The 21105-nt window shown below is 63.5% G+C and carries 17 protein-coding genes and 2 tRNA genes; 11 read left to right on the top strand and 8 right to left on the bottom strand.

The window, feature by feature from the left end:
- The 8 genes from RTQ46_RS24360 to RTQ46_RS24395 form a co-directional block, all read left to right on the top strand.
- On the top strand, nucleotides 1-704 hold a 704-nt coding region (locus RTQ46_RS24360), incomplete at its 5' end, for a sulfate ABC transporter substrate-binding protein (RefSeq protein ID WP_312440178.1).
- A 59-nt stretch (nucleotides 705-763) separates the two neighbouring features.
- Entirely contained in the window at nucleotides 764-1330 is a 567-nt protein-coding gene (locus tag RTQ46_RS24365; protein WP_312440179.1) for an alpha/beta hydrolase, read from the top strand.
- A 43-nt stretch (nucleotides 1331-1373) separates the two neighbouring features.
- Nucleotides 1374-2012, top strand: coding sequence for a peroxiredoxin (locus RTQ46_RS24370; protein WP_312440180.1), 639 nt, complete (start codon nucleotides 1374-1376; stop codon nucleotides 2010-2012).
- A 239-nt stretch (nucleotides 2013-2251) separates the two neighbouring features.
- Entirely contained in the window at nucleotides 2252-3058 is an 807-nt protein-coding gene (cysT, locus tag RTQ46_RS24375; RefSeq protein WP_312440212.1) for a sulfate ABC transporter permease subunit CysT, read from the top strand.
- A complete protein-coding gene (gene cysW / locus RTQ46_RS24380) occupies nucleotides 3058-3984 on the top strand; it encodes a sulfate ABC transporter permease subunit CysW (protein WP_312440181.1) in 927 nt (308 codons plus the stop codon). The genes cysT and cysW overlap by 1 nt, the downstream gene beginning before the upstream one ends.
- Nucleotide 3985: 1 nt before the next feature.
- On the top strand, nucleotides 3986-5056 hold the full coding sequence (locus RTQ46_RS24385) for a sulfate ABC transporter ATP-binding protein (protein WP_312440182.1): 1071 nt from the start codon (nucleotides 3986-3988) through the stop codon (nucleotides 5054-5056).
- Nucleotides 5057-5066: 10 nt separating this feature from the next.
- Nucleotides 5067-6002, top strand: coding sequence for a CysB family HTH-type transcriptional regulator (locus RTQ46_RS24390; protein ID WP_312440183.1), 936 nt, complete (start codon nucleotides 5067-5069; stop codon nucleotides 6000-6002).
- Nucleotides 6003-6086: 84 nt separating this feature from the next.
- Nucleotides 6087-6920, top strand: a complete 834-nt coding sequence (locus RTQ46_RS24395) for an aldo/keto reductase (protein WP_312440184.1) — start codon at nucleotides 6087-6089, stop codon at nucleotides 6918-6920.
- A 176-nt stretch (nucleotides 6921-7096) separates the two neighbouring features.
- Here the strand turns inward: RTQ46_RS24395 and RTQ46_RS24400 are convergent, their stop codons facing one another.
- The 3 genes from RTQ46_RS24400 to RTQ46_RS24410 all read right to left on the bottom strand — a co-directional run bounded on the left by RTQ46_RS24400 (nucleotide 7097) and on the right by RTQ46_RS24410 (nucleotide 11913).
- A complete protein-coding gene (locus tag RTQ46_RS24400) occupies nucleotides 7097-9517 on the bottom strand; it encodes a TonB-dependent receptor (protein WP_312440185.1) in 2421 nt (806 codons plus the stop codon).
- A 284-nt stretch (nucleotides 9518-9801) separates the two neighbouring features.
- Entirely contained in the window at nucleotides 9802-10848 is a 1047-nt protein-coding gene (locus RTQ46_RS24405; protein ID WP_312440186.1) for an aldo/keto reductase, read from the bottom strand.
- Between the two features lie 9 nt (nucleotides 10849-10857).
- Nucleotides 10858-11913, bottom strand: a complete 1056-nt coding sequence (locus tag RTQ46_RS24410) for a quinone-dependent dihydroorotate dehydrogenase (protein WP_312440187.1) — start codon at nucleotides 11911-11913, stop codon at nucleotides 10858-10860.
- A 203-nt stretch (nucleotides 11914-12116) separates the two neighbouring features.
- On the opposite strand from RTQ46_RS24410, the gene RTQ46_RS24415 reads away from it, so the two are divergent.
- Complete coding sequence (locus tag RTQ46_RS24415) at nucleotides 12117-15431, top strand: PDZ domain-containing protein (protein ID WP_312440188.1); 3315 nt, start codon at nucleotides 12117-12119, stop codon at nucleotides 15429-15431.
- Between the two features lie 75 nt (nucleotides 15432-15506).
- On the opposite strand, the gene RTQ46_RS24420 is transcribed toward RTQ46_RS24415, so the two are convergent.
- Genes RTQ46_RS24420 through RTQ46_RS24430 form a run of 3 tightly spaced genes read right to left on the bottom strand, consistent with a single transcriptional unit; the run spans nucleotide 15507 to nucleotide 17596 of the window.
- Nucleotides 15507-16229, bottom strand: a complete 723-nt coding sequence (locus RTQ46_RS24420; protein WP_312440189.1) for an arginyltransferase — start codon at nucleotides 16227-16229, stop codon at nucleotides 15507-15509.
- 46 nt (nucleotides 16230-16275) lie between these two features.
- The gene (gene aat / locus RTQ46_RS24425) at nucleotides 16276-16992 is read right to left on the bottom strand and encodes a leucyl/phenylalanyl-tRNA--protein transferase (protein ID WP_312440190.1); all 717 of its coding nucleotides are present in this window, start codon (nucleotides 16990-16992) and stop codon (nucleotides 16276-16278) included.
- A 28-nt stretch (nucleotides 16993-17020) separates the two neighbouring features.
- A complete protein-coding gene (locus tag RTQ46_RS24430) occupies nucleotides 17021-17596 on the bottom strand; it encodes an NUDIX hydrolase (protein ID WP_312440191.1) in 576 nt (191 codons plus the stop codon).
- Nucleotides 17597-17796: 200 nt separating this feature from the next.
- Between RTQ46_RS24430 and RTQ46_RS24435 the strand changes: the two genes are divergently transcribed.
- Both RTQ46_RS24435 and RTQ46_RS24440 read left to right on the top strand, forming a co-directional pair.
- Nucleotides 17797-17873, top strand: a tRNA-Met gene (locus RTQ46_RS24435).
- 218 nt (nucleotides 17874-18091) lie between these two features.
- Nucleotides 18092-18168: transfer RNA gene (locus RTQ46_RS24440), tRNA-Met, on the top strand.
- A gap of 157 nt (nucleotides 18169-18325) precedes the next feature.
- Here RTQ46_RS24440 and RTQ46_RS24445 read toward each other — a convergent pair.
- Both RTQ46_RS24445 and RTQ46_RS24450 read right to left on the bottom strand, forming a co-directional pair.
- Complete coding sequence (locus tag RTQ46_RS24445; RefSeq protein WP_312440192.1) at nucleotides 18326-20629, bottom strand: xanthine dehydrogenase family protein molybdopterin-binding subunit; 2304 nt, start codon at nucleotides 20627-20629, stop codon at nucleotides 18326-18328.
- On the bottom strand, nucleotides 20626-21099 hold the full coding sequence (locus RTQ46_RS24450; protein WP_312440193.1) for a 2Fe-2S iron-sulfur cluster-binding protein: 474 nt from the start codon (nucleotides 21097-21099) through the stop codon (nucleotides 20626-20628). Before RTQ46_RS24450 ends, RTQ46_RS24445 begins: the two co-directional genes overlap by 4 nt.
- Nucleotides 21100-21105 lie beyond the last annotated feature (6 nt).

The raw sequence follows: 21105 nt of genomic DNA on the forward strand, positions 1-21105 counted from the left end.
TGCTTGCCGCCGACTGGCAGAAGCGCTTGCAGCACAACAGCTCGCCTTACACCTCGACCATCGTGTTCCTGGTACGCAAGGGCAACCCGAAAGGCATCAAGGACTGGAACGACCTGATCAAGCCGGGCGTGTCCGTCATCACCCCGAATCCGAAAACCTCGGGCGGCGCCCGCTGGAATCACCTGGCAGCCTGGGGCTACGCACTGCGCCAGCCGGGCGGCAACGAAGCCAAGGCGAAAGAATTCCTCGGCAAGCTGTATAAGAACGTGCCGGTACTGGACTCCGGCGCCCGTGGCGCCACCACCACCTTCGTCGAGCGCGGCATCGGCGACGTGCTGATCGCGTGGGAAAACGAAGCCTACCTGGCCGTCAAGGAACTGGGCCCGACCAAGTTCGACATCATCACGCCCTCCATCAGCATCCTGGCCGAACCGCCGGTGGCCGTGGTCGACAAGGTGGTCGACAAGCGCGGCACGCGCAAGGTAGCGGAAGCCTATCTGCAATACCTGTACACGGATGAAGCGCAGGACATTATCGCGAAGAACTACTACCGTCCTGCCACGGCCAAGGCGTCGCAGAAATACGCAAGCCAGTTTGCCAAGGTCAACCTGTTCACCATCGAGCAGGTGGGCGGCTGGACGGCGGCGCAAAAAGCGCATTTTGCGGACGGCGGCATTTTCGACCAGATCTATCAACCGAAGTAATCGCGACAGGCAGGCACCAGCCTGCCCACCCCGATTGCATTGATCGCAAGGAAATCATCATGGCGCTGCGCAGCTTTTCGGATTACCGGGTATTGATCGTGCCGGGCTTGCATAACAGCGGGCCCGAGCATTGGCAAAGCCGCTGGCAGCGCCTGTATCCGCAGTTCGAGCGGGTCGAGCAGGACGACTGGGAGCAGCCAGACCTGGCAGCCTGGTCGGCCAGGCTGGACCGCGCGCGCCGCGAAGACAACCGGCCCACGCTGATCGTCGCCCACAGCTTCGGCTGCCTGACGACGGCGCACAGCCTGGCGCGTGATCCGCACGGCGTGGCTGGCGTGCTGCTGGTAGGGCCGGCCGATCCCGAAAAATTCGGCGTGGCCGGGATCCTGCCGCACAAGCGCCTGCCTTGCCCCGGCATCCTGATCGCCAGCCAGACCGATCCATGGATGAAGGCCGAGCACGCAGCGCAGTGGGCACGGCGCTGGAATTGCAAGTATATTGATGGCGGCGCGCTGGGCCATATCAACGCCGAGTCCCGCCTGGGCGACTGGGTGTATGGCCAGGCGCAACTGCAAACGCTGTTTGACCTGGCGCAAAGCAGCACGCGCCACCGTCATGCAGCCTGATAGTCCAACCCGTATTGCAGTAAAACCTGTTGAGGAGAATACAATGACTTTACGCCTGGGCGATACCGCCCCCGACTTTGAACAAGACAGCTCGATCGGTCCCATCAAGTTCCATGAGTGGGCAGGGGACTCGTGGGTGGTGCTGTTCTCCCACCCGGCCGACTTCACGCCCGTCTGCACCACCGAACTGGGCCTGACGGCCAAGCTGAAACCGGAATTCGACAAGCGCAACGTGAAAGCGGTGGCCCTGTCGGTCGACGCGGCCGAATCGCATAAAAGCTGGATCAAGGATATCGAAGAGACGCAAAACACGGTGGTGGGCTTCCCCATCATCGCCGACGTCGACAAGAAAGTGTCGGTGCTGTACGACATGATCCACCCGGAACAGTCCGTCACCGCCACCGTGCGCTCGGTGTTCGTCATCGACCCGAACAAGAAAGTGCGCCTGATCCTCACCTACCCACTGAGCACCGGCCGCAATTTCGACGAAATCCTGCGCGTGATCGATGCCCTGCAACTGACGGACGGCTACACGGTCGCCACGCCAGGCAACTGGAAAGATGGCGACGACGTCATCATCCCGCTGCCGGTGCAGGATCCGGAAGTGATCAAGCAGAAGTATCCGAAGGGCTTTACGGCCGCCAGGCCATATCTGCGCCTGACGCCGCAGCCGAACAAGTAAACACCGAGGCGGTAGCAAACCGGGGTCGGACCCACAGGGTCCGACCCTTTTTTTTCGCCCAACACTTTCTGCGCTTATGTATGCATTTCGCATCTAAGCAAATGAGAAATGGTTAGTTCTTTTTATAACGATAGCATGTGAATATGGCGCCCTGTTACTCGAAAATGTAATAAGAAGGGGATTCCATGTCTGAAGCAACACTCGCACCGGTCAAGGCGCGCGGCGCGCCGTTCCGGGTCATGCCGGGTTTCAAGCTGTCACTGGGCTTTACGCTGTTCTACCTGGCGCTGATCGTGCTGATTCCGCTGTCGTCGGTATTCCTGAAGACGTTCACCATGACGTGGGAGGCGTTTTTCAACGCCGTCACCTCCGAGCGCGTGATGGCCTCGTACCGCCTGACGTTTGGCGCCTCGCTGATCGCTGCCGTGCTCAACGTGATTTTCGGCGGCATTCTGGCCTGGGTGCTGGTGCGCTACAAATTTCCCGGCAAGCGCATTATCGATGCGCTGGTCGATCTCCCGTTTGCACTGCCCACCGCCGTGGCCGGCATCACGCTCACCGCCCTGTATTCCTCGAACGGCTGGTTCGGCCAGTTCATCGAAGGCGTGCTCGGCATCAAGGTGGCGTTCACGCCGCTGGGCGTGGTGGTGGCGCTGACCTTTATCGGCCTGCCATTCGTGGTGCGCACGGTGCAGCCGGTGCTGGAAGACGCGGAAAAGGAACTGGAAGAAGCTGCCGCCAGCCTGGGCGCCAATTCGCTGCAGACGTTTACGCGCGTGATTTTCCCGACCATCCTGCCGTCGCTGCTGACCGGCTTTGCGCTGGCCTTTGCGCGCGCCACCGGCGAATACGGCTCCGTCATTTTTATCGCCGGCAATATGCCGATGGTGTCGGAGATCACGCCGCTGTTCATTATTACCAAGCTGGAGCAGTACGACTACGCGGGCGCCACGGCGATTGCCGTGGTGATGCTGGTGATTTCCTTCCTGCTGTTGCTGACGATTAACCTGCTGCAAGCGTGGACACGCGGAAAGGGCAAGAAATAATGAGTACCAAAGTCTCCGCCGTCGCCAACGTGGAAGATGCGCTGCCCAAAGCGCGCCGCATCGAGCCCGCCGTCGGCCCCGTCGTGCTCGAACCGTTGTGGGTGCGCACCGTCCTGATTACCGTCGCGCTGCTGTTCCTGACCGCCTTTTTGATCGTGCCGCTGGTGGCCGTGTTTGCCGAAGCATTCAAGAAGGGCTGGGAAGCGTATGTGGCGGCCATCATCGACCCTGATGCGATTTCCGCCATCAAGCTGACATTGATCACGGCCGTGATTGCCGTGCCGCTGAACCTGGTGTTCGGCGTGGCCGCGTCGTGGTGCATCGCCAAGTTCGAGTTCCGCGGCAAGAGCATCCTGCTGACCCTGATCGACCTGCCGTTTTCCGTCTCCCCGGTGATTTCCGGCCTGATCTATGTGCTGATGTTCGGCGCCCAGGGCTGGTTCGGTCCGTGGCTGCAGGAACACGACATCAAGATCCTGTTCGCCGTGCCCGGCATCGTGCTGGCCACCATCTTCATTACCTTCCCGTTCGTGGCGCGCGAGCTGATTCCGCTGATGCAGTCGCAGGGCAGCGAAGAGGAAGAGGCGGCACTGGTACTGGGCGCCTCGGGCTGGAATACCTTCCGTCGCGTGACCTTGCCGAACATTAAGTGGGGCCTGCTGTATGGCGTGATCCTGTGTAACGCCCGCGCCATGGGCGAGTTTGGCGCCGTATCGGTGGTCTCGGGCCATATCCGCGGCGAAACCAACACCATGCCGCTGCAGGTGGAGATTCTGTACAACGAGTACAACTTCGCCGCCGCGTTTGCCGTGGCGTCCCTGCTGGCCCTGCTGGCGCTGGTGACCCTGGCCCTGAAAGCCTTCATTGAGTGGCGTTTGAACGAGAGCGACGCCGACGATTCCGCCTTACGTTCCACGGAGCACTGACATGACCATCGCAGTTAAAAACATCAACAAGCGTTTCGGCGATTTCGTCGCCCTCGACAATATCTCGCTCGACTTTCCTGCCGGCGAACTGACGGCGCTGCTGGGCCCGTCCGGCTGCGGCAAGACCACCTTGCTGCGCATTATTGCCGGCCTCGAACACCCGGACAGCGGCCAGGTGCTGCTGGACGCCGAAGATGCGTCGAACCGCCATGTGCGCGAGCGCCAGGTCGGCTTCGTGTTCCAGCATTACGCGCTGTTCAAGCACATGACGGTATTTGAAAACGTGGCATTCGGCCTGCGCGTCAAGTCGCGCGCCGAGCGCCCGTCCGAGGACCAGATCCGCCGCAAGGTCAAAGATCTGCTGGAGCTGGTGCAGCTGGACTGGCTGGCCGACCGCTATCCGCCGCAGCTGTCCGGCGGCCAGCGCCAGCGTATCGCGCTGGCCCGCGCGCTGGCGGTCGAGCCGCGCGTGCTGCTGCTCGACGAGCCGTTCGGCGCACTCGACGCCAAGGTGCGCAAGGAACTGCGCCGCTGGCTGCGCCGCCTGCACGACGACCTGCATGTCACCAGCATTTTTGTGACGCACGACCAGGAGGAAGCGCTGGAAGTGGCCGACCAGGTGGTGCTGATGAACAAGGGCACGGTCGAGCAGCTGGGTTCGCCGGAGCAGGTCTACAACCATCCCGCGTCACCGTTTGTGTACGGCTTCCTCGGCAACGTCAACCTGTTCCATGGCCGCGTGCACGATGGCGTGATGGCCACCGGCGACGCCAGCTTCGATGTGCCCGACTATGCGGGCGTAAGCGACAGCAAGGGCACCGCCTATGTGCGTCCGCACGACCTGGAAATCGACCGCTACACGCCAGGCGCCGACGGCATCGTGGTCAAGCTGAGCCGCGCCCACGCAATCGGCCCGCTGGCCCAGCTGGACCTGGAACGCGTCGATAACAGCGAACTGATCGAAGCGGTGATGTCGAACGAACGCTTCAGCCATCTGCAGCTGAAAGAAGGCGAAACGCTGGTGGTGCGTCCCAAGCGTTTGCACGTATTTGTCGAACCGACACGAACCTGATTGGAATGACATGAACTTTCAACAATTGCGCTCGATCCGCGAGGCAGCGCGCCGCGGCTATAACCTGACGGAAGTGGCGAACGCCCTGTTCACCTCGCAGCCCGGCGTGAGCCGGCAGATCCGCGAACTCGAAGACGAACTGGGCGTGGTCATTTTCGAGCGCAACGGCAAGCGTCTGACGGGGCTGACCGAGCCGGGCAAGGGCATCCTGAAGATCGTCGACCGCCTCTTGATCGAAGCGGAAAACCTGCAGCAGGCCAGCCTCGAATACAGCGGCCAGACCAGCGGCACCCTGTCGGTGGCGGCCACCCACACCCAGGCGCGCTATGCGCTGCCGAAAGTGGTGCAGGGCTTTCGCGCCGCGTTTCCCGAGGTGCGCATCGCGCTGCAGCAAAGCGCGCCCGAACATATCGCGGAATGGGTGTTGTCGGGCAAGACCGATATCGGCATCGCCACCGAAGGCCTGAGCCAGTTCCCCGACCTGGTGTCGTTCCCGTGCTATCGCTGGAGCCATCTGATCGTGGTGCCGGACGGCCATCCGCTGCTCGAGCACTCGCCGATCCGCCTGGAAGACCTGGCGAAATACCCGCTGATCACCTATGACAAGGGTTTTACGGGACGCGGCCATATCGACGACGCGTTTGCCAAGGCCGGCGTGGCTACCGACATCATCCTCACCGCCATGGATTCGGACGTCATCAAGCAGTACGTGGCGCTGGGCATGGGCGTGGGCATCGTCGCCTCGATGGCGTTCGACCATGGCCGCGACAAGGGCCTGCGCGCGGTGGAAGCGTCGCATCTGTTCGCCACCAATACCACGCGCCTGGCCGTGCGCCGCGGCGCCTACCTGCGCTCGTATGCGTATGAATTCATTTTGCAGCTGGCGCCCGACCTGACGCGCGAGGATATCGACCGCGCCATGGGCGGCGAAGAAGCGCTGTCATAGCAGGAACCGCGCCGCACGGCTGAACGCAGGCATCGCTTTCAGCGGCTATCATGATCCTTCCCTCTTTCATCAAAAAGGACAGGCATGACAGACGCGATTCCCCACTTGACCCTCAACGATGGCCGGCAGCTGCCGCAGATCGGCTTTGGCACCTGGCCGCTGGACGACGCGCAAGCGCAGACGGCGGTGCAGGCGGCTTTGGCCTGCGGCTACCGGCTGATCGACACGGCGGCCCGCTACGGCAATGAAACCGGCGTCGGGCGCGGCATTGCCGCCAGCGGCGTGGCGCGCGACCAGGTGCAGCTGACCAGCAAGCTGCGCGGCAGCGAACACGGCTTCGACAGCACCCTGCGCGCGTTCGACGCCACGCTGGCGGCGCTGGGCACCGATTACCTCGACCTGTACCTGATCCACTGGCCGCTGCCGATGCGCGACCTGTATGTCGACACCTGGCGCGCATTCGTGCGCCTGCGCGACGAAGGGCGCATCCGTTCGATCGGCGTATCGAACTTCCAGCCGGCGCATATCGAACGCCTGCGCGCGGAAACGGGCGTGCTGCCGGCCGTCAACCAGATCGAGCTGCATCCCGACTTCACGCAGGCCGGCCTGCGCGCCTGGCATGCGCAGCAGGGCATCGCGATCGAGTGCTGGAGTCCGCTGGGACGCGGCGAAGTATTGAAGGACGCGACGGTAGCGCGGATCGCACAGAAACACGGCCGCGCGGCGGCGCAGATTTTATTGCGCTGGCATGTGCAGCATGGCCTGGTGGCGATCCCGAAATCGCAGGACCCGGAGCGCATGCGGCAGAACCTGGACCTCTTCGACTTCGCGCTCGACGCGGAAGACCTGGCGGCGCTGGCGCTGCTCGATGGCGATCATCGGCAGGGCGGGGATCCCGATACCAACGACGAGCGGTAAAAAAGGGAGACGCAAGGTCTGCCGTTTTTCATGGTGGGGCATGCAAGCCGATATCGACACGGTTGAGCCAACAATGTTGTCGGATTACGCGCTTGCGCGCTAATCCGACCTACGATCTTGTCACGTAGGTCGGATTAGCGGCGGCACGCCGCGTAATCCGACACATGCATGCAGGGTTACCAGCTATACCCCGCCTTCGCATAGTAATACCGCCCATTGAAACCATTCGGTGCAAAGATGCTGTACGGCTGGGTGCCGGCCACGTTCAGGTTGCCGGCGCTGGTCACTTGCGCCGGGTAGCGGTTGGTGACATTGTCGACACCGGCCACCAGGCGCCAGTTCTTGTCCAGCTTGACGCTGCCCGACAGGTCGAGCACCCATTGCGGATCGTAGTTCTGGTCCAGCGCGACATTGTTTTGCGGCACGGTGAAGCTGCCGTAGCGCGTGACCACGCCGTGTGCGTTCCAGGCGCCGAAGCCATAGTCGGCCACCAGGCTGAATTTGTCTTTCGGCGAGGCGACGGTGGCGCGCGCGATGGTCTGGCGGTCGATCAGCAGCAGGTTGTTGGCGGTCAGGACGGCCGGGTTGTCGGCGATGCTGCGTACCGAGTTCTTGTTGTGGTTGTAGGCCACGGTAAAGTCCAGGCGGTCCTTGTCCTGCAGGTCGATGCGGTAGGTGCTGACGATGTCGACGCCTTCGGTGCGGGTATCGACCGCATTGGTGAAGTAGCGCGCTGCGCCGACGGCCGTACCCTGCGCCGCCAGCTGGGCCTGCAGTGCGCTGTTCAGCGCCAGGTTGGCCGAGAACAGGATGCGGTTGTCGATGTCGATGCGGTAGGCGTCGATCGAGGTGGTGAAGTTGCGGTTCGGCTGGAACTGCAGGCCGACGCTGTAGTTGCGCGCTTTTTCCGCCTTCAGGTCCTGCGCACCGAGTGCGCGCGCCTGCGGCGTATTGACGGCGAAGGTACCGGTTTCAATCGGCGTATTGGTGCCGTTGATGACCTGGAAGTTGGTGGTGGTGATGGTGTAGTACTGCTGCGCCAGCGATGGCGCGCGGAAGCCGCTCGAGGCCGTGCCGCGCAGCGACAGCGCATCGGTAAAGGCGTAGCGCGCCGAGCCCTTGGCCGACGTGGTGTTGCCGAAATCGCTGTAGCGCTCATGGCGCAGGGCCAGGCCGCCCGACAGTTTTTTGGTCGCTTCCGCTTCCAGGTTCACATAGATCGATTCATTGTGGCGCGAGTGGCTGCCCGCATTGGCCGGACGAAAACCGGCAAAGCCTTGCGAACCGCTGCCGATGTACGACGCTTCATCGCCAGCGCCGATGCTGTATTTTTCATGGCGCGCTTCGGCCCCGACGGCCACCGTCAGCGGCCCCGTAAAGGCCGGTACGGCAAATTCGCGCGCCGCGTCGAGGTTGAACACGGTCTGCTCGTTCTTCAGCGAACCGGCGTAGAAATGCGTGGGGCTGTCGATACCCAGCGCGCCGATCGACAGATTGATGGTGTTGTCCAGGTCCAGCTCGAACTTGTTGCTGCCGTAATTCAGGCTGGCATCCCAGCGCCAGCCGGCAGCTTCGCCGCGCAGGCCGGTGACGATGGACTGGTCGGTCAGCGTGCTGTTTTGCAGCGGCAGAAAGCCTTCCGGATAGACCGGCGTGCGCAGCGCAGTGCCGTTGTAGGCCGTGCGCCAGGTGGCGGCGGCGGACGTATCGCGCTTGCCGTAATTGCCGAAGGCGTACCAGTCGATATTGTCGTTGATGTGATATTCGCTGTTGAAGAACACGGTGGCCGGCTGGCTTTCGGCGTCGCCGTAGCGCTGGTTGACCTGGCCGTAGCGCGGTTCGAGCGGATTGCGGAAATCGGCGCCGGCGCGGTTGGTCGGATCGCGGTCGGCCACTTCGGCCGACAGGCGCAGCCAGCCGTTTTCACCGAGCGCAAAGCCGGCCGAACCCTTGATGCTTTTCTGCTTGCCGTCGCGTTCCTGGGTCTGGCCATAGCCCACTTCCACGTCGCCGCCGGCCGCGCCTTTTTTCAGGATGATGTTGATCACGCCGGCAATCGCGTCCGAACCATATTGGGCGGCGGCGCCGTCGCGCAGCACTTCCACATGGTCGATGGCGGCCAGCGGAATCGCATTCAGGTCGACCGGCGCCGAGCCGCGGCCCAGCGAGCCGTTGACGTTGACCACGGCGGAGGTGTAGCGGCGCTTGCCGTTGACCAGCACCAGCGTCTGGTCGGGCGACAGGCCGCGCAGCTGGGCCGGACGCACGGCGTCGCTGGCGTCGGCGCCGGTGGCGCGGGCAAAGTTCAGCGACGGCAGCAGGCGCGCCAGCACGGTGGCCAGTTCGCCCGAACCCGTGCTTTGCAGGTCGCGCGAAGTCAGGATGTCGATCGGCGATTCGGAATCGATGGTGCGGCGGTTCTTGGCAAAGGTGCCGGTCACTACCACCGATTGCAGTTCGCCTTCGGCCGGCAGCTCCTGCTGCGCCTGGGCGTACATCGGCAGGCTGAAGCAGGCGATCAAACTTGCGGCGATCACGGTCCTGGCGGGCAGGGCGTGGATGGCAAGGGTGGCGGTACGTGAATATGGGGAACTCATCGACTATATCTCTTCGGTTAGTGATTCAGGTGACGCGGACCGTGGCGGTCCTGCGATGTCATCAGATTAACAGTGGGCGCCTGGCGCGCTTACGAATGCTTCTGTGTATCGTTATGCGATAAACGGATAATGCGCGGGCAATTTGCGGGAGTAGTGCATATCGCCTTGGTATCCAGCATACGACCGGGCACGGCGGCACCGCAATGGCGCACCGTACGGTATTGTCGGTTGTTGTATAAATACGACTGCCGGCGGCGCGGATCGCCGCCGGCATGAGGGAGGGCTTATTGACCTGGGTTGGTCAGCGTGGCATGGATGGCGTCCACTGCCGCCATGACTTCCGGCGACAGGGTAATGCGATAAGCATCGATATTGTGCGCCAGCTGCTCCAGACTGGTGGCGCCGATAATGGTCGAGGCGACAAACCAGCGCGAGTAGCACCAGGCCAGCGCCAGCTGGGCTGGCGTGAGGCCGTTGGCGCGCGCCAGCGCCGCGTACTGGCGCGCCGCTTCGATGGTGGCAGGGCGGATATAACGGGGGCTCCAGCCGGGCGGGAAGATCGTCAGGCGGCCGCGCGCCTGCGGATCGTCGAGGTACTTGGCCGTCAGCTGGCCGAACGCCAGCGGGCTGTAGGCCAGCAGGCCCACGTTCTCGCGGTGGCAGGTTTCATCGAGCAGCGCGGTCTCGAACTGGCGCGCCGTCAGGTTGTACAGGTTCTGGATCGAGACGATGCGCGGCAGGCCTTTCAGTTCCGATTGCTTGATGTATTCCGATACGCCCCACGACGATTCGTTCGACACGCCGACATGGCCGATCTTGCCTTCATCGACCAGCTTGCCCAAAATCGCCAGCGTGTCTTCGATGGCGACCGACTCGCGTTCGTGCTGCGGGTTGTAGCTGTTGGCGCCGAAGATGGGCAGGTTGCGGCTGGGCCAGTGCAGCTGGTACAGATCGATATGGTCGGTCTGCAGGCGGCGCAGGCTGTCCTCGACGGCGGCGCGGAGATTGACGGCGTCGTGGTTGCTCTTGCCGCCGCGGATCCAGTGCATGCGGCTGTTCGGCCCGGCGATTTTGCTGGCCAGGACGATCTCGCCGCGCTTGCCGCTTTTCTTCAGCCAGCTGCCGATATGGCGCTCGGTGCTGCCCTGCGTTTCGGCGCTGGCCATCACCGGATACATTTCGGCCGTGTCGATGAAATTGATGCCGCGCTCAAGCGCGTAGTCAAGCTGGCTGTGCGCTTCCGCTTCGCTGTTCTGCTCACCGAAGGTCATGGTGCCCAGGCAGATTTTGCTGACCAGCAGATCGCTGGAGCCCAATTTGATCTTGTCCATGCCGTCTCCTTAGTGGGCTTTGGCCTGCTTGCCGCGCAGCGCGCGGGCGCAGTCGCCGACCAGCGCCGGACCGGCGTAAATCAGGCCGCTGTACAGCTGCACCAGCTGCGCGCCCGCCTCGAACTTGGCGACCGCGTCGCTGCCCTGCATGATGCCGCCCACGCCGATGATCGGCAGCGCATCGCCCAGTTCCGCGCGCAGCAGGCGGATCACGGTGTTCGACAGTTCAAACACGGGCGCGCCCGACAGGCCGCCCGCCTCGGCGCCATGCTCCATGCCTTCCACGGCGCTGCGCGACAGTGTGGTGTTGGTGGCGATCACGCCGTCGATGCCGTGGCGCGTGAGCGATTCGGCGATGCTTTTTACCTGTTCGCCATCCATGTCCGGCGCGATTTTCAACGCCAGCGGCACGTAGCGCTTGTGCTGGTCGGCCAGGCGCGCCTGCGCCTGTTTCAGTTGCGACAGCAGGGCGTCGAGTTCGGATGCGCCTTGCAGCTGGCGCAAATTCCTGGTGTTCGGCGACGAGATATTCACCGTCACGTAGCTGGCGTACGGGTAGACTTTTTCCAGGCACAGCAGATAGTCGTCAGCGGCTTTTTCGATCGGCGTATCGGCGTTCTTGCCGATGTTCAGGCCCAGCACGCCGGCGCGCTCCTGGTAGAACTTCGAGGCCTGCACATTGGCGACAAACGCGTCGACGCCGCCGTTGTTGAAACCCATGCGGTTGATGATGCCCTGCGCCTGCGGCAGGCGGAACATGCGCGGTTTCGGGTTGCCCGCCTGCGCGCGCGGCGTGACGGTGCCCACTTCAATCGAGCCGAAGCCCATGTCGGCCAGCGCATCGATAAACGCGCCATCCTTGTCCAGGCCCGCGGCCAGGCCGACCGGATTCGGGAAGGTGATGCCCATCACGGTGCGCGGGTCCGCCGCCGGTTTGCCGGCCAGTTTCGTCAGTCCCAGCGCGGCCGCGCGTTTCAGGGCCGGCAAGGTGAAATGGTGGGCCGCTTCGGCATCCATGGAAAACAGCAGCGGGCGGGCGAGGGAGTACAGGAATTTTTTGGACATGGATTTTCAATGATGGTGCGCAAGCCGCCGCAAGGCGCTGGCGGTGCGCGGGAATTCGTGCAGGTGGAAGTGGCGTATTTTACCGTGTTCCACAGGGCTGCCGGGTGTATAGTTCTTGTTGGTCTAATGCAATTGTTGAGTCATTACCAATTCGCATTGGATCATGAATTTTCCTGTTTGCTGGCACAATAAGAGAGACACCATTGACCAAGACCCTGACCCTGACGGCGATTGCCGCCGCTGCCGCATTGCTGCTGAGCCATCCAGCAACCGCTTTCGCGCTGCCCAATACCACCGACACCCGCATGCTGAGCGAGCCGGCCGTGTCCAGCAACCATATCGCCTTTATCTATGCGGGTGACGTGTGGCTGGCCAACCGCGATGGCGGCGGCGCGCGGCGCCTGACGTCGGACCTGGGCGACAAATCGAATCCGGTGTTCTCCCCTGACGGCAGCCTGATTGCGTACAGCGCCAATATCGACGGCAATATCGATGTCTACGTGATTGCCGCCGCCGGCGGCGTACCGCGCCGCCTGACCTTCCACCCGGGCGCGGACCTGGCGCAGTCGTTCACGCCGGACGGCAAGGCCGTGATGTTTACCTCGCCGCGCGCCGCCTTCAACAACCGCTTCCAGAAGCTGTTTACGGTGCCGGTGGCCGGCGGCGTGGAAACCCAGCTGGAAATTCCGAATGCCTCGCGCGCCACCTATTCGCCGGACGGCCAGCGCATCGCCTACAACCCTTTGATGCCGGCCTTCAAGCAGTGGAAGCGCTACCGTGGCGGCACCAATTCCTGGCTGTGGCTGTTTTCGTCCGCCGACAAATCGATCGAAAAAATCCCGCAGCCGGCCACGCGTTCGAACGACGTCGATCCGATCTGGCTCGGCGACACCGTGTACTTCCGCTCCGACCGCAACGGCGAATTCAACCTGTTTGCCTACGATGTGAAAACCAAGGCCGTGCGCCAGCTGACGCAACACACGGACTTCCCGGTCCTGAACGCGTCGGCCGCCAATGGCGCCATCGTCTACGAGCAGGCCGGCTATCTGCATACGTTTGACATTGCCAGCGGCCTGTCGAAAAAACTCGTCATCGGCGTGGCCAGCGACCTGGGACAGACGCGCCCGCGCTGGGTAAAGGGTGCGAAATATATCCGCGACGCGTCCATCTCGCCGTCAGGCGCGCGCGTGGCGTTCGAATACCGCGGCGAGATCGTCACCATCCCGGCCGACAAGGGGGATGTGCGCAACCTGACGCAGACGCCGGGCACCCATGAACGCACGCCCATCTGGTCGCCCGATGGCCGCTCGGTCGCGTACTTTTCGGACGAATCGGGCGAATACGAACTGCATGTGCGGCCCCAGGATGGCAAGGGTGTGGTGCGCAAGTTCAGGCTCAATGGCAGCGGCTTTTACGACAGCGCCGTCTGGTCCCCCGACAGCAAAAAGATCGCGTTTGCCGACAATGGCTGGAGCCTGCATGTGATCGATATCGGCACGGGCAAGGTACAGAAAATCGCCACCGAACCGATGTACGGCGTCGACAAGAGCATGCGCGCCGCGTGGGCGCCCGACTCGCGCTGGCTGGCCTATACGCTCAATTCGCCCACCTATACGCGCAGCGCCTATATTTATTCGGTCGAGCAGAACAAGTCGATGGCGGTGACCGATGGGCTGTCCGACGTGGCCGAACCGGTGTTCGACAGGAACGGCAAATACCTGTACTTCCTTGCCTCGACCAATGCGGGGCCCAGCAACAACTGGTTCTCGCAGCAGAACGAAGACAACCTGGTGACGCGCACGGTGTGGATGGCGGTGCTGAGGAATGACTTGCCGTCGCCCCTGTTCAAGGAAAGCGACGAGGAAAAAGCCGCTGCGGCGGAGCCGAAAAAGGACACGGCCAAGGCCGAACCCGAGAAAAACGAGCCGAAGATCGATCCGAAGACGGGCCGCGACGACCCGAAAGTGCTGGTCGCGCCGGTGGCGCCGATCCGCATCGACTTCGACGGCATCGCCACGCGCATCGTCGACCTGCCGATGCCGGCCGCGCAGTTCTCCAGCCTGTCGGCAGGGCTGGATGGCCAGATCTTTTTCCTGCGCGAGAGCGACGGCAAGAAGGCGGTGCAGCGCTTTGAGCTGAAGGAGCGCAAGGCCGAAACCGTGGTGGCGGAAGCCGACGAGTTCGAGGTGTCGGCCGACGGCAAGAAGCTGCTGTACCGGCAGAAGGAAAACTGGGCCATGGGATCGAACACCGGCAAGCTGCTGGCGCCCGGAGAAGGCAAGATCAAGGTCGAGGCGATCGAAGTGAAGGCCGATCCGCGCGCCGAATGGACGCAGATTTTCAACGAGGTGTGGCGCATCAACCGAGACTACTTCTATGACCCGGGCATGCACGGCGTGGACTGGAAAGCCATGCGCGACAAGTACGCGGCGTTCCTGCCAGAGCTGTCCAGCCGCGCCGACCTCAATCGCCTGATCCAGTGGATGTGCAGCGAGCTGGCCGTCGGCCACCATCGCGGTGGCGGCGGCGACGATTTCATCGACGCCAGGAAAGTGCCGGGGGGCCTGCTGGGCGCCGACTATGAAGTGAGCGACGGCCGTTACCGCTTCAAAAAGGTGTATGGTGGCCTGAACTGGAACCCGACCCTGCGCGCGCCGCTGACCGAGCCTGGCCTCAACGTCAAGGCAGGCGAATACCTGCTGGCCGTCGACAGCCGCCCCTTGCTGCCGCCGACCAATCTGTACAGCGCGTTTGAAAACACGGCCGGCAAGGCGATCGACATCACGGTGGGGCCATCGGCAGACGGCAAGGGCGCGCGCACCATCACGGTGGTGCCGGTGCCGCTTGAGGACGCGCTGCGCAACCGCGACTGGATCGAGGGCAATATGCGCAAGGTGAACGCGGCCACCGGCGGCAAGGTGGCGTACGTGTACGTGCCCAATACGGCGGGCCTGGGCCACACCTACTTCAAGCGCTATTTCTTCCCGCAGGCGGACAAGCAGGCCATCATCGTCGACGAGCGTTTCAACGGCGGCGGCAGCGTGGCCGACTACTATATCGAGATCCTGCAGAAGAAGGAGATCGCCTGGTGGGCCATGCGCTATGGCGCCGACATGAAGACGCCGTCCGCCTCGATCCAGGGGCCGCGCGCCATGCTGATCGACGAGACGGCCGGTTCGGGCGGCGACCTGCTGCCGTGGATGTTCCGCAAAAATAACATGGGTCCGCTGATCGGCAAGGCCACCTGGGGCGGCCTGGTCGGCATCCTCGGCTTCCCCGTGCTGATGGACGGCGGCACCATTACCGCGCCGAACCTGGCGTTCTGGACCCGCGAAAACGGCTGGGGCGTGGAAAACGAAGGCGTGCCGCCCGATATCGAAGTCGAGCAAACGCCGGCCGACGTGATCGCCGGCCGCGATCCGCAGCTGGAAAAGGCAATCGAGGTGATCCAGGCGGAGCTGGCGAAAAATCCACCGGTGCGGCCGACCAGGCCGGCGTATCCGGACAAGAGCAAATAAACCCGAAGGGCAAATGCCGGGGTCGGACCCTCAGGGTCCGACCCCAGTCCTTGTCGTTGGGTTGTTTGAACGGTTTTACATCACCACCCACTGCCCCTTGATGCGCGCCTCCAGCGGCTTGAAATTGATTTTATACGCCATCTTCGGGCTTTGCGCGATCCAGTAGCCGAGATACACATACGGCAGCTGCAGCTCGCGCGCCTGGGCGATCTGCCACAGGATGTTGTAGGTGCCATACGAGGCGCCCGCCACGTCGGGGTCGAAGAAGGTGTAGACGGACGACAGGCCGTCGGCCAGCACGTCGATGATGCTGACCATGCGCAAGGTGCCGTCCGGTTCGCGAAACTCCACCAGGCGCGTGTTGACGCGGCTTTGCAGCAGGAACTGGGCGTACTGGTCGCGGCTGTCCTGGTCCATGCCGCCGCCGGCGTGGCGCGTGCTCTGGTAGCGCAGATACAGTTCGTAGTGCTCGTCGAGGAAGGAGAGGGTGGCGACGCCCGCCTGCAGGTGGGCGTTACGGCTCCAGGCGCGGCGCTGGTTGCGGTTGGCCGTAAAGTCCTGCGCCGCCACGCGCACGGGGATGCAGGCCTGGCAACCATCGCAGTAGGGACGATAGGTGAAGATGCCGCTGCGCCGGAAGCCGTTGCGCACCAGCTCCGAATACACATCGCTGTTGATCAGGTGCGAGGGCGTGGCCACCTGCGAGCGCGCCTGGCGGTCATCGAGGTAGCTGCACGGGTAGGGCGCGGTCGTATAGAACTGCAGGGTGGCAAACGGTAGTTCGTTCAGGTGCGTCATGTCGGTCCCGTATGAGGCAGCGGTATTCGGTGTAACGATAGCATAGCTATGCCGGCCCTGCTGTGGGCCAGTCGGTGATTTGCGGTTCTTCAATGGCACCGCGCAGGTGCGCGAGAAAACGCGCGCGCGACATCGGCGCCGCACCCAGCGAGGCCAGGTGGCGCGTCTCCTGCTGGCAGTCGATCATGGCCACGCCGCGTTCCTTCAGAAAGCGCACCAGCTGCGCCAATGCGATCTTCGAGCCGTCCGTTACGCGCGCAAACATCGATTCGCCATAAAACATGCGGCCGATCGATACGCCATACGCGCCGCCCACCAGTTCTCCATCGAGCCACAACTCCGACGAGTGCGCATAGCCCAGCTTGTGCAGGCCCGTATAGCCGGCGATGATTTCATCCGAAATCCAGGTACCCGGGCCATCCCTGCGCGGCGCCGCGCAGGCGCGCATCACGCCTTCGAAGTCGCCGTCGAAGCGCAGCTGCCAGCGCCCGTCGCTGGCGGCGCTGCGCTCGACCTTGCGGATGGCTTTCCGCAGGCTGTCGGACAGTTTGAAGTTGTCGGTCATCAGCACCATGCGCGGATCGGTGCTCCACCACAGTATCGGCTGGCCTTCGGAAAACCAGGGGAAGATGCCGTGCCGGTAGGCGTCGAGCAGGCGGCCCGGCGACAGGTCGGCGCCGGCCGCCAGCAGGCCAGGCGCTTCGCCCTTCAGTGCGCGCGACACATCAGGGAACGGGGTGTGGAGATCGAGCCAGGGGATCATGCGAAGTCGGGAGGCAGGTTGAGAGGGCTTACTCGGGCGCGTGCGCCATCGGGCGGTTGATGTCGCCCGTATGAAAACCGTAGCTGCCGCCTTCGCGGATTTTCACGCGGTCGGCAAAGAACAGCTCCAGGGTCGTGCGGATGGTCGGAAAGGCCAGCTCGTCCCAGGGGATTTGCTGTTCCGTAAACAGCTGCACTTCCAGGCTCTCGATGCCGGGCGCGAAATCGAGGTCGCGCAGGCGCGCCAGATAAAACAGGTGCACCTGGTGCACGCGCTGTACATTCAACAGCGAGAACAGGTCGCCCAGTTCGATATTCGCGCCCGCTTCCTCCACCGTTTCGCGCTCGGCGGCGTCCGACGTGGTTTCGTCGTTTTCCATGAAACCGGCCGGCAGGGTCCAGTAGCCGTAGCGCGGCTCGATCGCGCGCTTGCACAGCAGCACCTGCAACTGGCCGTCCTGCTCCCATACGGGGATCGAGCCGACTACCATCTTCGGGTTCTGGTAATGGATCGCGTCGCAGTTGGCGCACACATAGCGCGGACGGTTGTCGCCAGCCGGTATCGACAGGCTGACGGGGTGGGCGCATTCGGAGCAGAATTTCATGGGCAGGCTGTAAGGTAGAAGATGGCTGAGGTCACCAATATAGTGTAACGCTTACTGTACACCGATTGCGGGCGCCGTGGCGTGACGGGCGGACACAATGCAGCGGGGCTACAAGCATGGCTTTTCAATTAAATGGCTCTATTACAGTCAATTTTAGAATAGCTATTGCCTAAGCCACCCGTTTGCGCATATAATTCTTGTGCGGGGTGGAGCAGTCTGGCAGCTCGTCGGGCTCATAACCCGAAGGTCACAGGTTCAAATCCTGTCCCCGCAACCAATTCCTGAAAGCCGCTGAATCTTGTAGAGATCAGCGGCTTTTTCCATTGTTGGTGCATGCGTAGGTCGGATTAGCGCTTGCGCGTAATCCGACACCCCCACCGGCCCGCGCCAACAATGTTGTCGGATTACGCGGCGCTTTGCTCCGCTAATCCGACCTACGCGGCCATGCCTGGCCATGGTCCTTTACGCCCCGCAACAATCCGTATATAATTCGCCTGCGGGGTGGAGCAGTCTGGCAGCTCGTCGGGCTCATAACCCGAAGGTCACAGGTTCAAATCCTGTCCCCGCAACCAATTCGAAGCCGCTGATTCCTCGCAAGAGGGTCAGCGGTTTTTTCGTTTGGCGCTGCTTTAACTCAACAGCGCAAAGGCCGGGGGCGGACCCTCAGGGACTCGGCGTCCCCGTCCAACCCCGGATCTTGCTCTTGGGTTAAGCGCTGCTGATGTGTGATCAGGCTTTCTTCGCCAGCTGCATCCCCACCGGCAACGCACGGATGCGCTTGCCCGTGGCGGCAAAGATGGCGTTGCACAGGGCCGGCGCGATCGGCGGCATGGCCGGTTCACCCACGCCGCCCAGTTCCATGTCCAGCGTGCCCGGCACCAGGTGCGTGTGGATCACGCGGGGGGCGTCGGCGGCGCGCAGCACGGCATAGTCGTGGAAATTGCTCTGCTCGACGCGGCCATTTTTGAAGCTGATCTCGCCGCTCATCGCCAGCGAGATGCCCATGATGCAGGCGCCCTCGATCTGCGAGCGCACGCGGTCCGGGTTGATTTGCGGGCCGCAGTCCATGGCGATATCGACGCGCGGCACGATCACTTCGCCGGCCGCATTGATCTCCACCTCGATCACGGCCGCCACATAGGTGACGAAACTGTAAGACACGGCCAGGCCCAGCCCGCGCCCCTTGGGCAGCTTGCGGCCCCAGCCAGCCTTGGCGGTGGCCAGTTCGATCACATGGCGCATGCGGCCTATGTCGACCGGGTAGCGGGCCGGATCTTCGCCGTAGTTCCAGCCGTCGGACAGTTCTTTCGGATCGATTCTGCGCGCCGGTCCCAGCAGGTCGAGCAGATAGTCGCGGTGGTCCTTTTTCGCCGCATGCGCCAGTTCCGCCGCGAACGACTGGATCGCGAATGCGTGCGGAATGTTCGACACGGAGCGGAACCAGCCGATGCGCGTATGGGCCGCCACTTCCGGCACCTCGACGCGGATGTTGGGAATCGCGAACGGCACGTTAATCGCCGACATGCCCAGTTCGAACGGCGCCTGCTTGCTGGCGCCGGCCGCAAAGGTCGAGGTGATGGTGGGCGCTGCCGTGCGGTGCAGCCAGGCGGTCGGCATCCCTTTCGCATCGAGCGACGCTTCCAGGCGCTCGACCGAGACCGTGTGCAGGTAATCGTGCTGCAGGTCGTCGTCGCGGGTCCAGGTCAGTTTCACCGGTTTGCCGTCCATCGCTTGCGACAGCAGCGCGGCTTCGACCGCGAAGTCGGGCTTGGACTTGCGCCCGAAGCCGCCGCCCAGCAGGGTCACGTGCACGGTGACGTCCTCGAACGCCAGGCCCAGCGCTTTCGCCACATTGCTGCGCGTCGCTTGCGGCGCCTGCACGCAGGCCCACACTTCCGCCTTGCCATTCACCACGCGCACGGTGGCCGCTGGCGGCTCCATGGTGGCGTGCGCCAGGTGCGGCAGGTAATACTGCGCGCTCAGCTTGCGCCTGGCCGGTGCGGCGCCCAGGGTTTCGACCGTGCTGCCCTGGTCGCGCGCCGGCTTGGCGGGTTGCTGCACCGCCGCTTCCAAAGTGGCGCGGAAGGCTTGGGAATCGTAGGCGCCATTCGCGCCGTCTTCCCATTCGAGCACCAGCGCTTCGCGGCCCTTGATGGCGGCCCAGGTATTGCTGGCGATAACCGCCACGCCGCCCAAAGGATGGAACATGGCCGGCGGCGGGCTGCCCGCCAGTTCGACGATGCGCAGCACGCCCGGCACTGTCAGTGCGGCCGACTTGTCGACGCTTTTCAGCTTGCCGCCAAAGACGGGCGGACGCGCGATCACGGCATAGCTCATGCCCTCCAACCGCGTGTCGATGCCGAAGTGGGTGTTGCCGGTAACGATATCGTGCAGGTCGATGCCACGCTTGTCGTCCTTGCCGATATAGCGCAGCTGGTCGGCGGCTTTCAGCGTGATGGCGGCACGCGGCGGCACCGGCAGTTTTGCCGCTGCCTGGGCCAGCTCACCGAAGCCCAGCGCGCGTGCGCTGGCCGCATGCACCACCTGATGGTCGATGGCCTTGACCTCGCCAACCGGCACATTCCAGCGCGCCGCCGCTGCCGTTTCCAGCATCAGGCGCGCGGTGGCGCCCACATGGCGCATGGCGCGGAACGAGTGGCGCATGCTGCGCGAGCCGTCCGTGTCCTGGCTGCCGTAGCGCGCTTCGTCTGCCGGGGCCTGCCGCACCTTGACCTTGGCCCAGTCGGCGCCCAGTTCGTCGGCCACCACCATCGGCAGGCTGGTGCGGATGCCCTGGCCCATTTCCGAGCGGTGCGACACAATCGTCACGATGCCATCAAAGCCGATCGACAAAAATACCAGCGCGTCGTCGACCACGCCGCCGGCCATGTTCTCGCCGCCATATTTGACGGCGTCGGCCGCCATCACCAGGCCGGAGGGCCCGGCGACCAATGTCAGGCCAGCGATGGTGCCGGCGGCCTTGAGCCAGTTGCGGCGCGAGGCCGAGGCGATCATTTTGTCAGGCGCGTTCATTTGGACGCTCCCTTGGCGGTCAAGCCGGCGGCCTGCTTGATGGCGGCGTGGATGCGCGTATAGGTGCCACAGCGGCAGATATTGCCGCTCATCGCTTCGCGGATCTGCTGGTCGTTCGGTTTCGGTGTCTGGTGCAGCAGGGCGGTGGCCGACATGATCTGGCCGGCCTGGCAGTAGCCGCACTGCGGCACGCCGTGGTCCTGCCACGCCTGTTGCAGGGCCAGCCCGACCTTGTCTTCGCCGACTGCTTCGATGGTGGTGATCTGCTTGCCGGCGGCGGCCGAGATCGGCGTCACGCACGAGCGGATCGCCTCGCCGTCAAGGTGCACGGTGCAGGCGCCGCACAGGGCCATGCCGCAGCCGAACTTGGTGCCGGTCATGCCCAGTTCGTCGCGCAGGGTCCACAGCAGCGGCGTGTCTTCGGGCAGGGCGATATCGTGCCGCTTGCCATTGATGGTCAGGGTAGTCATTGTTTC

This window comes from Janthinobacterium sp. (assembly GCF_031995485.1).
Taxonomy (GTDB): Bacteria; Pseudomonadota; Gammaproteobacteria; order Burkholderiales; family Burkholderiaceae_D; genus Janthinobacterium.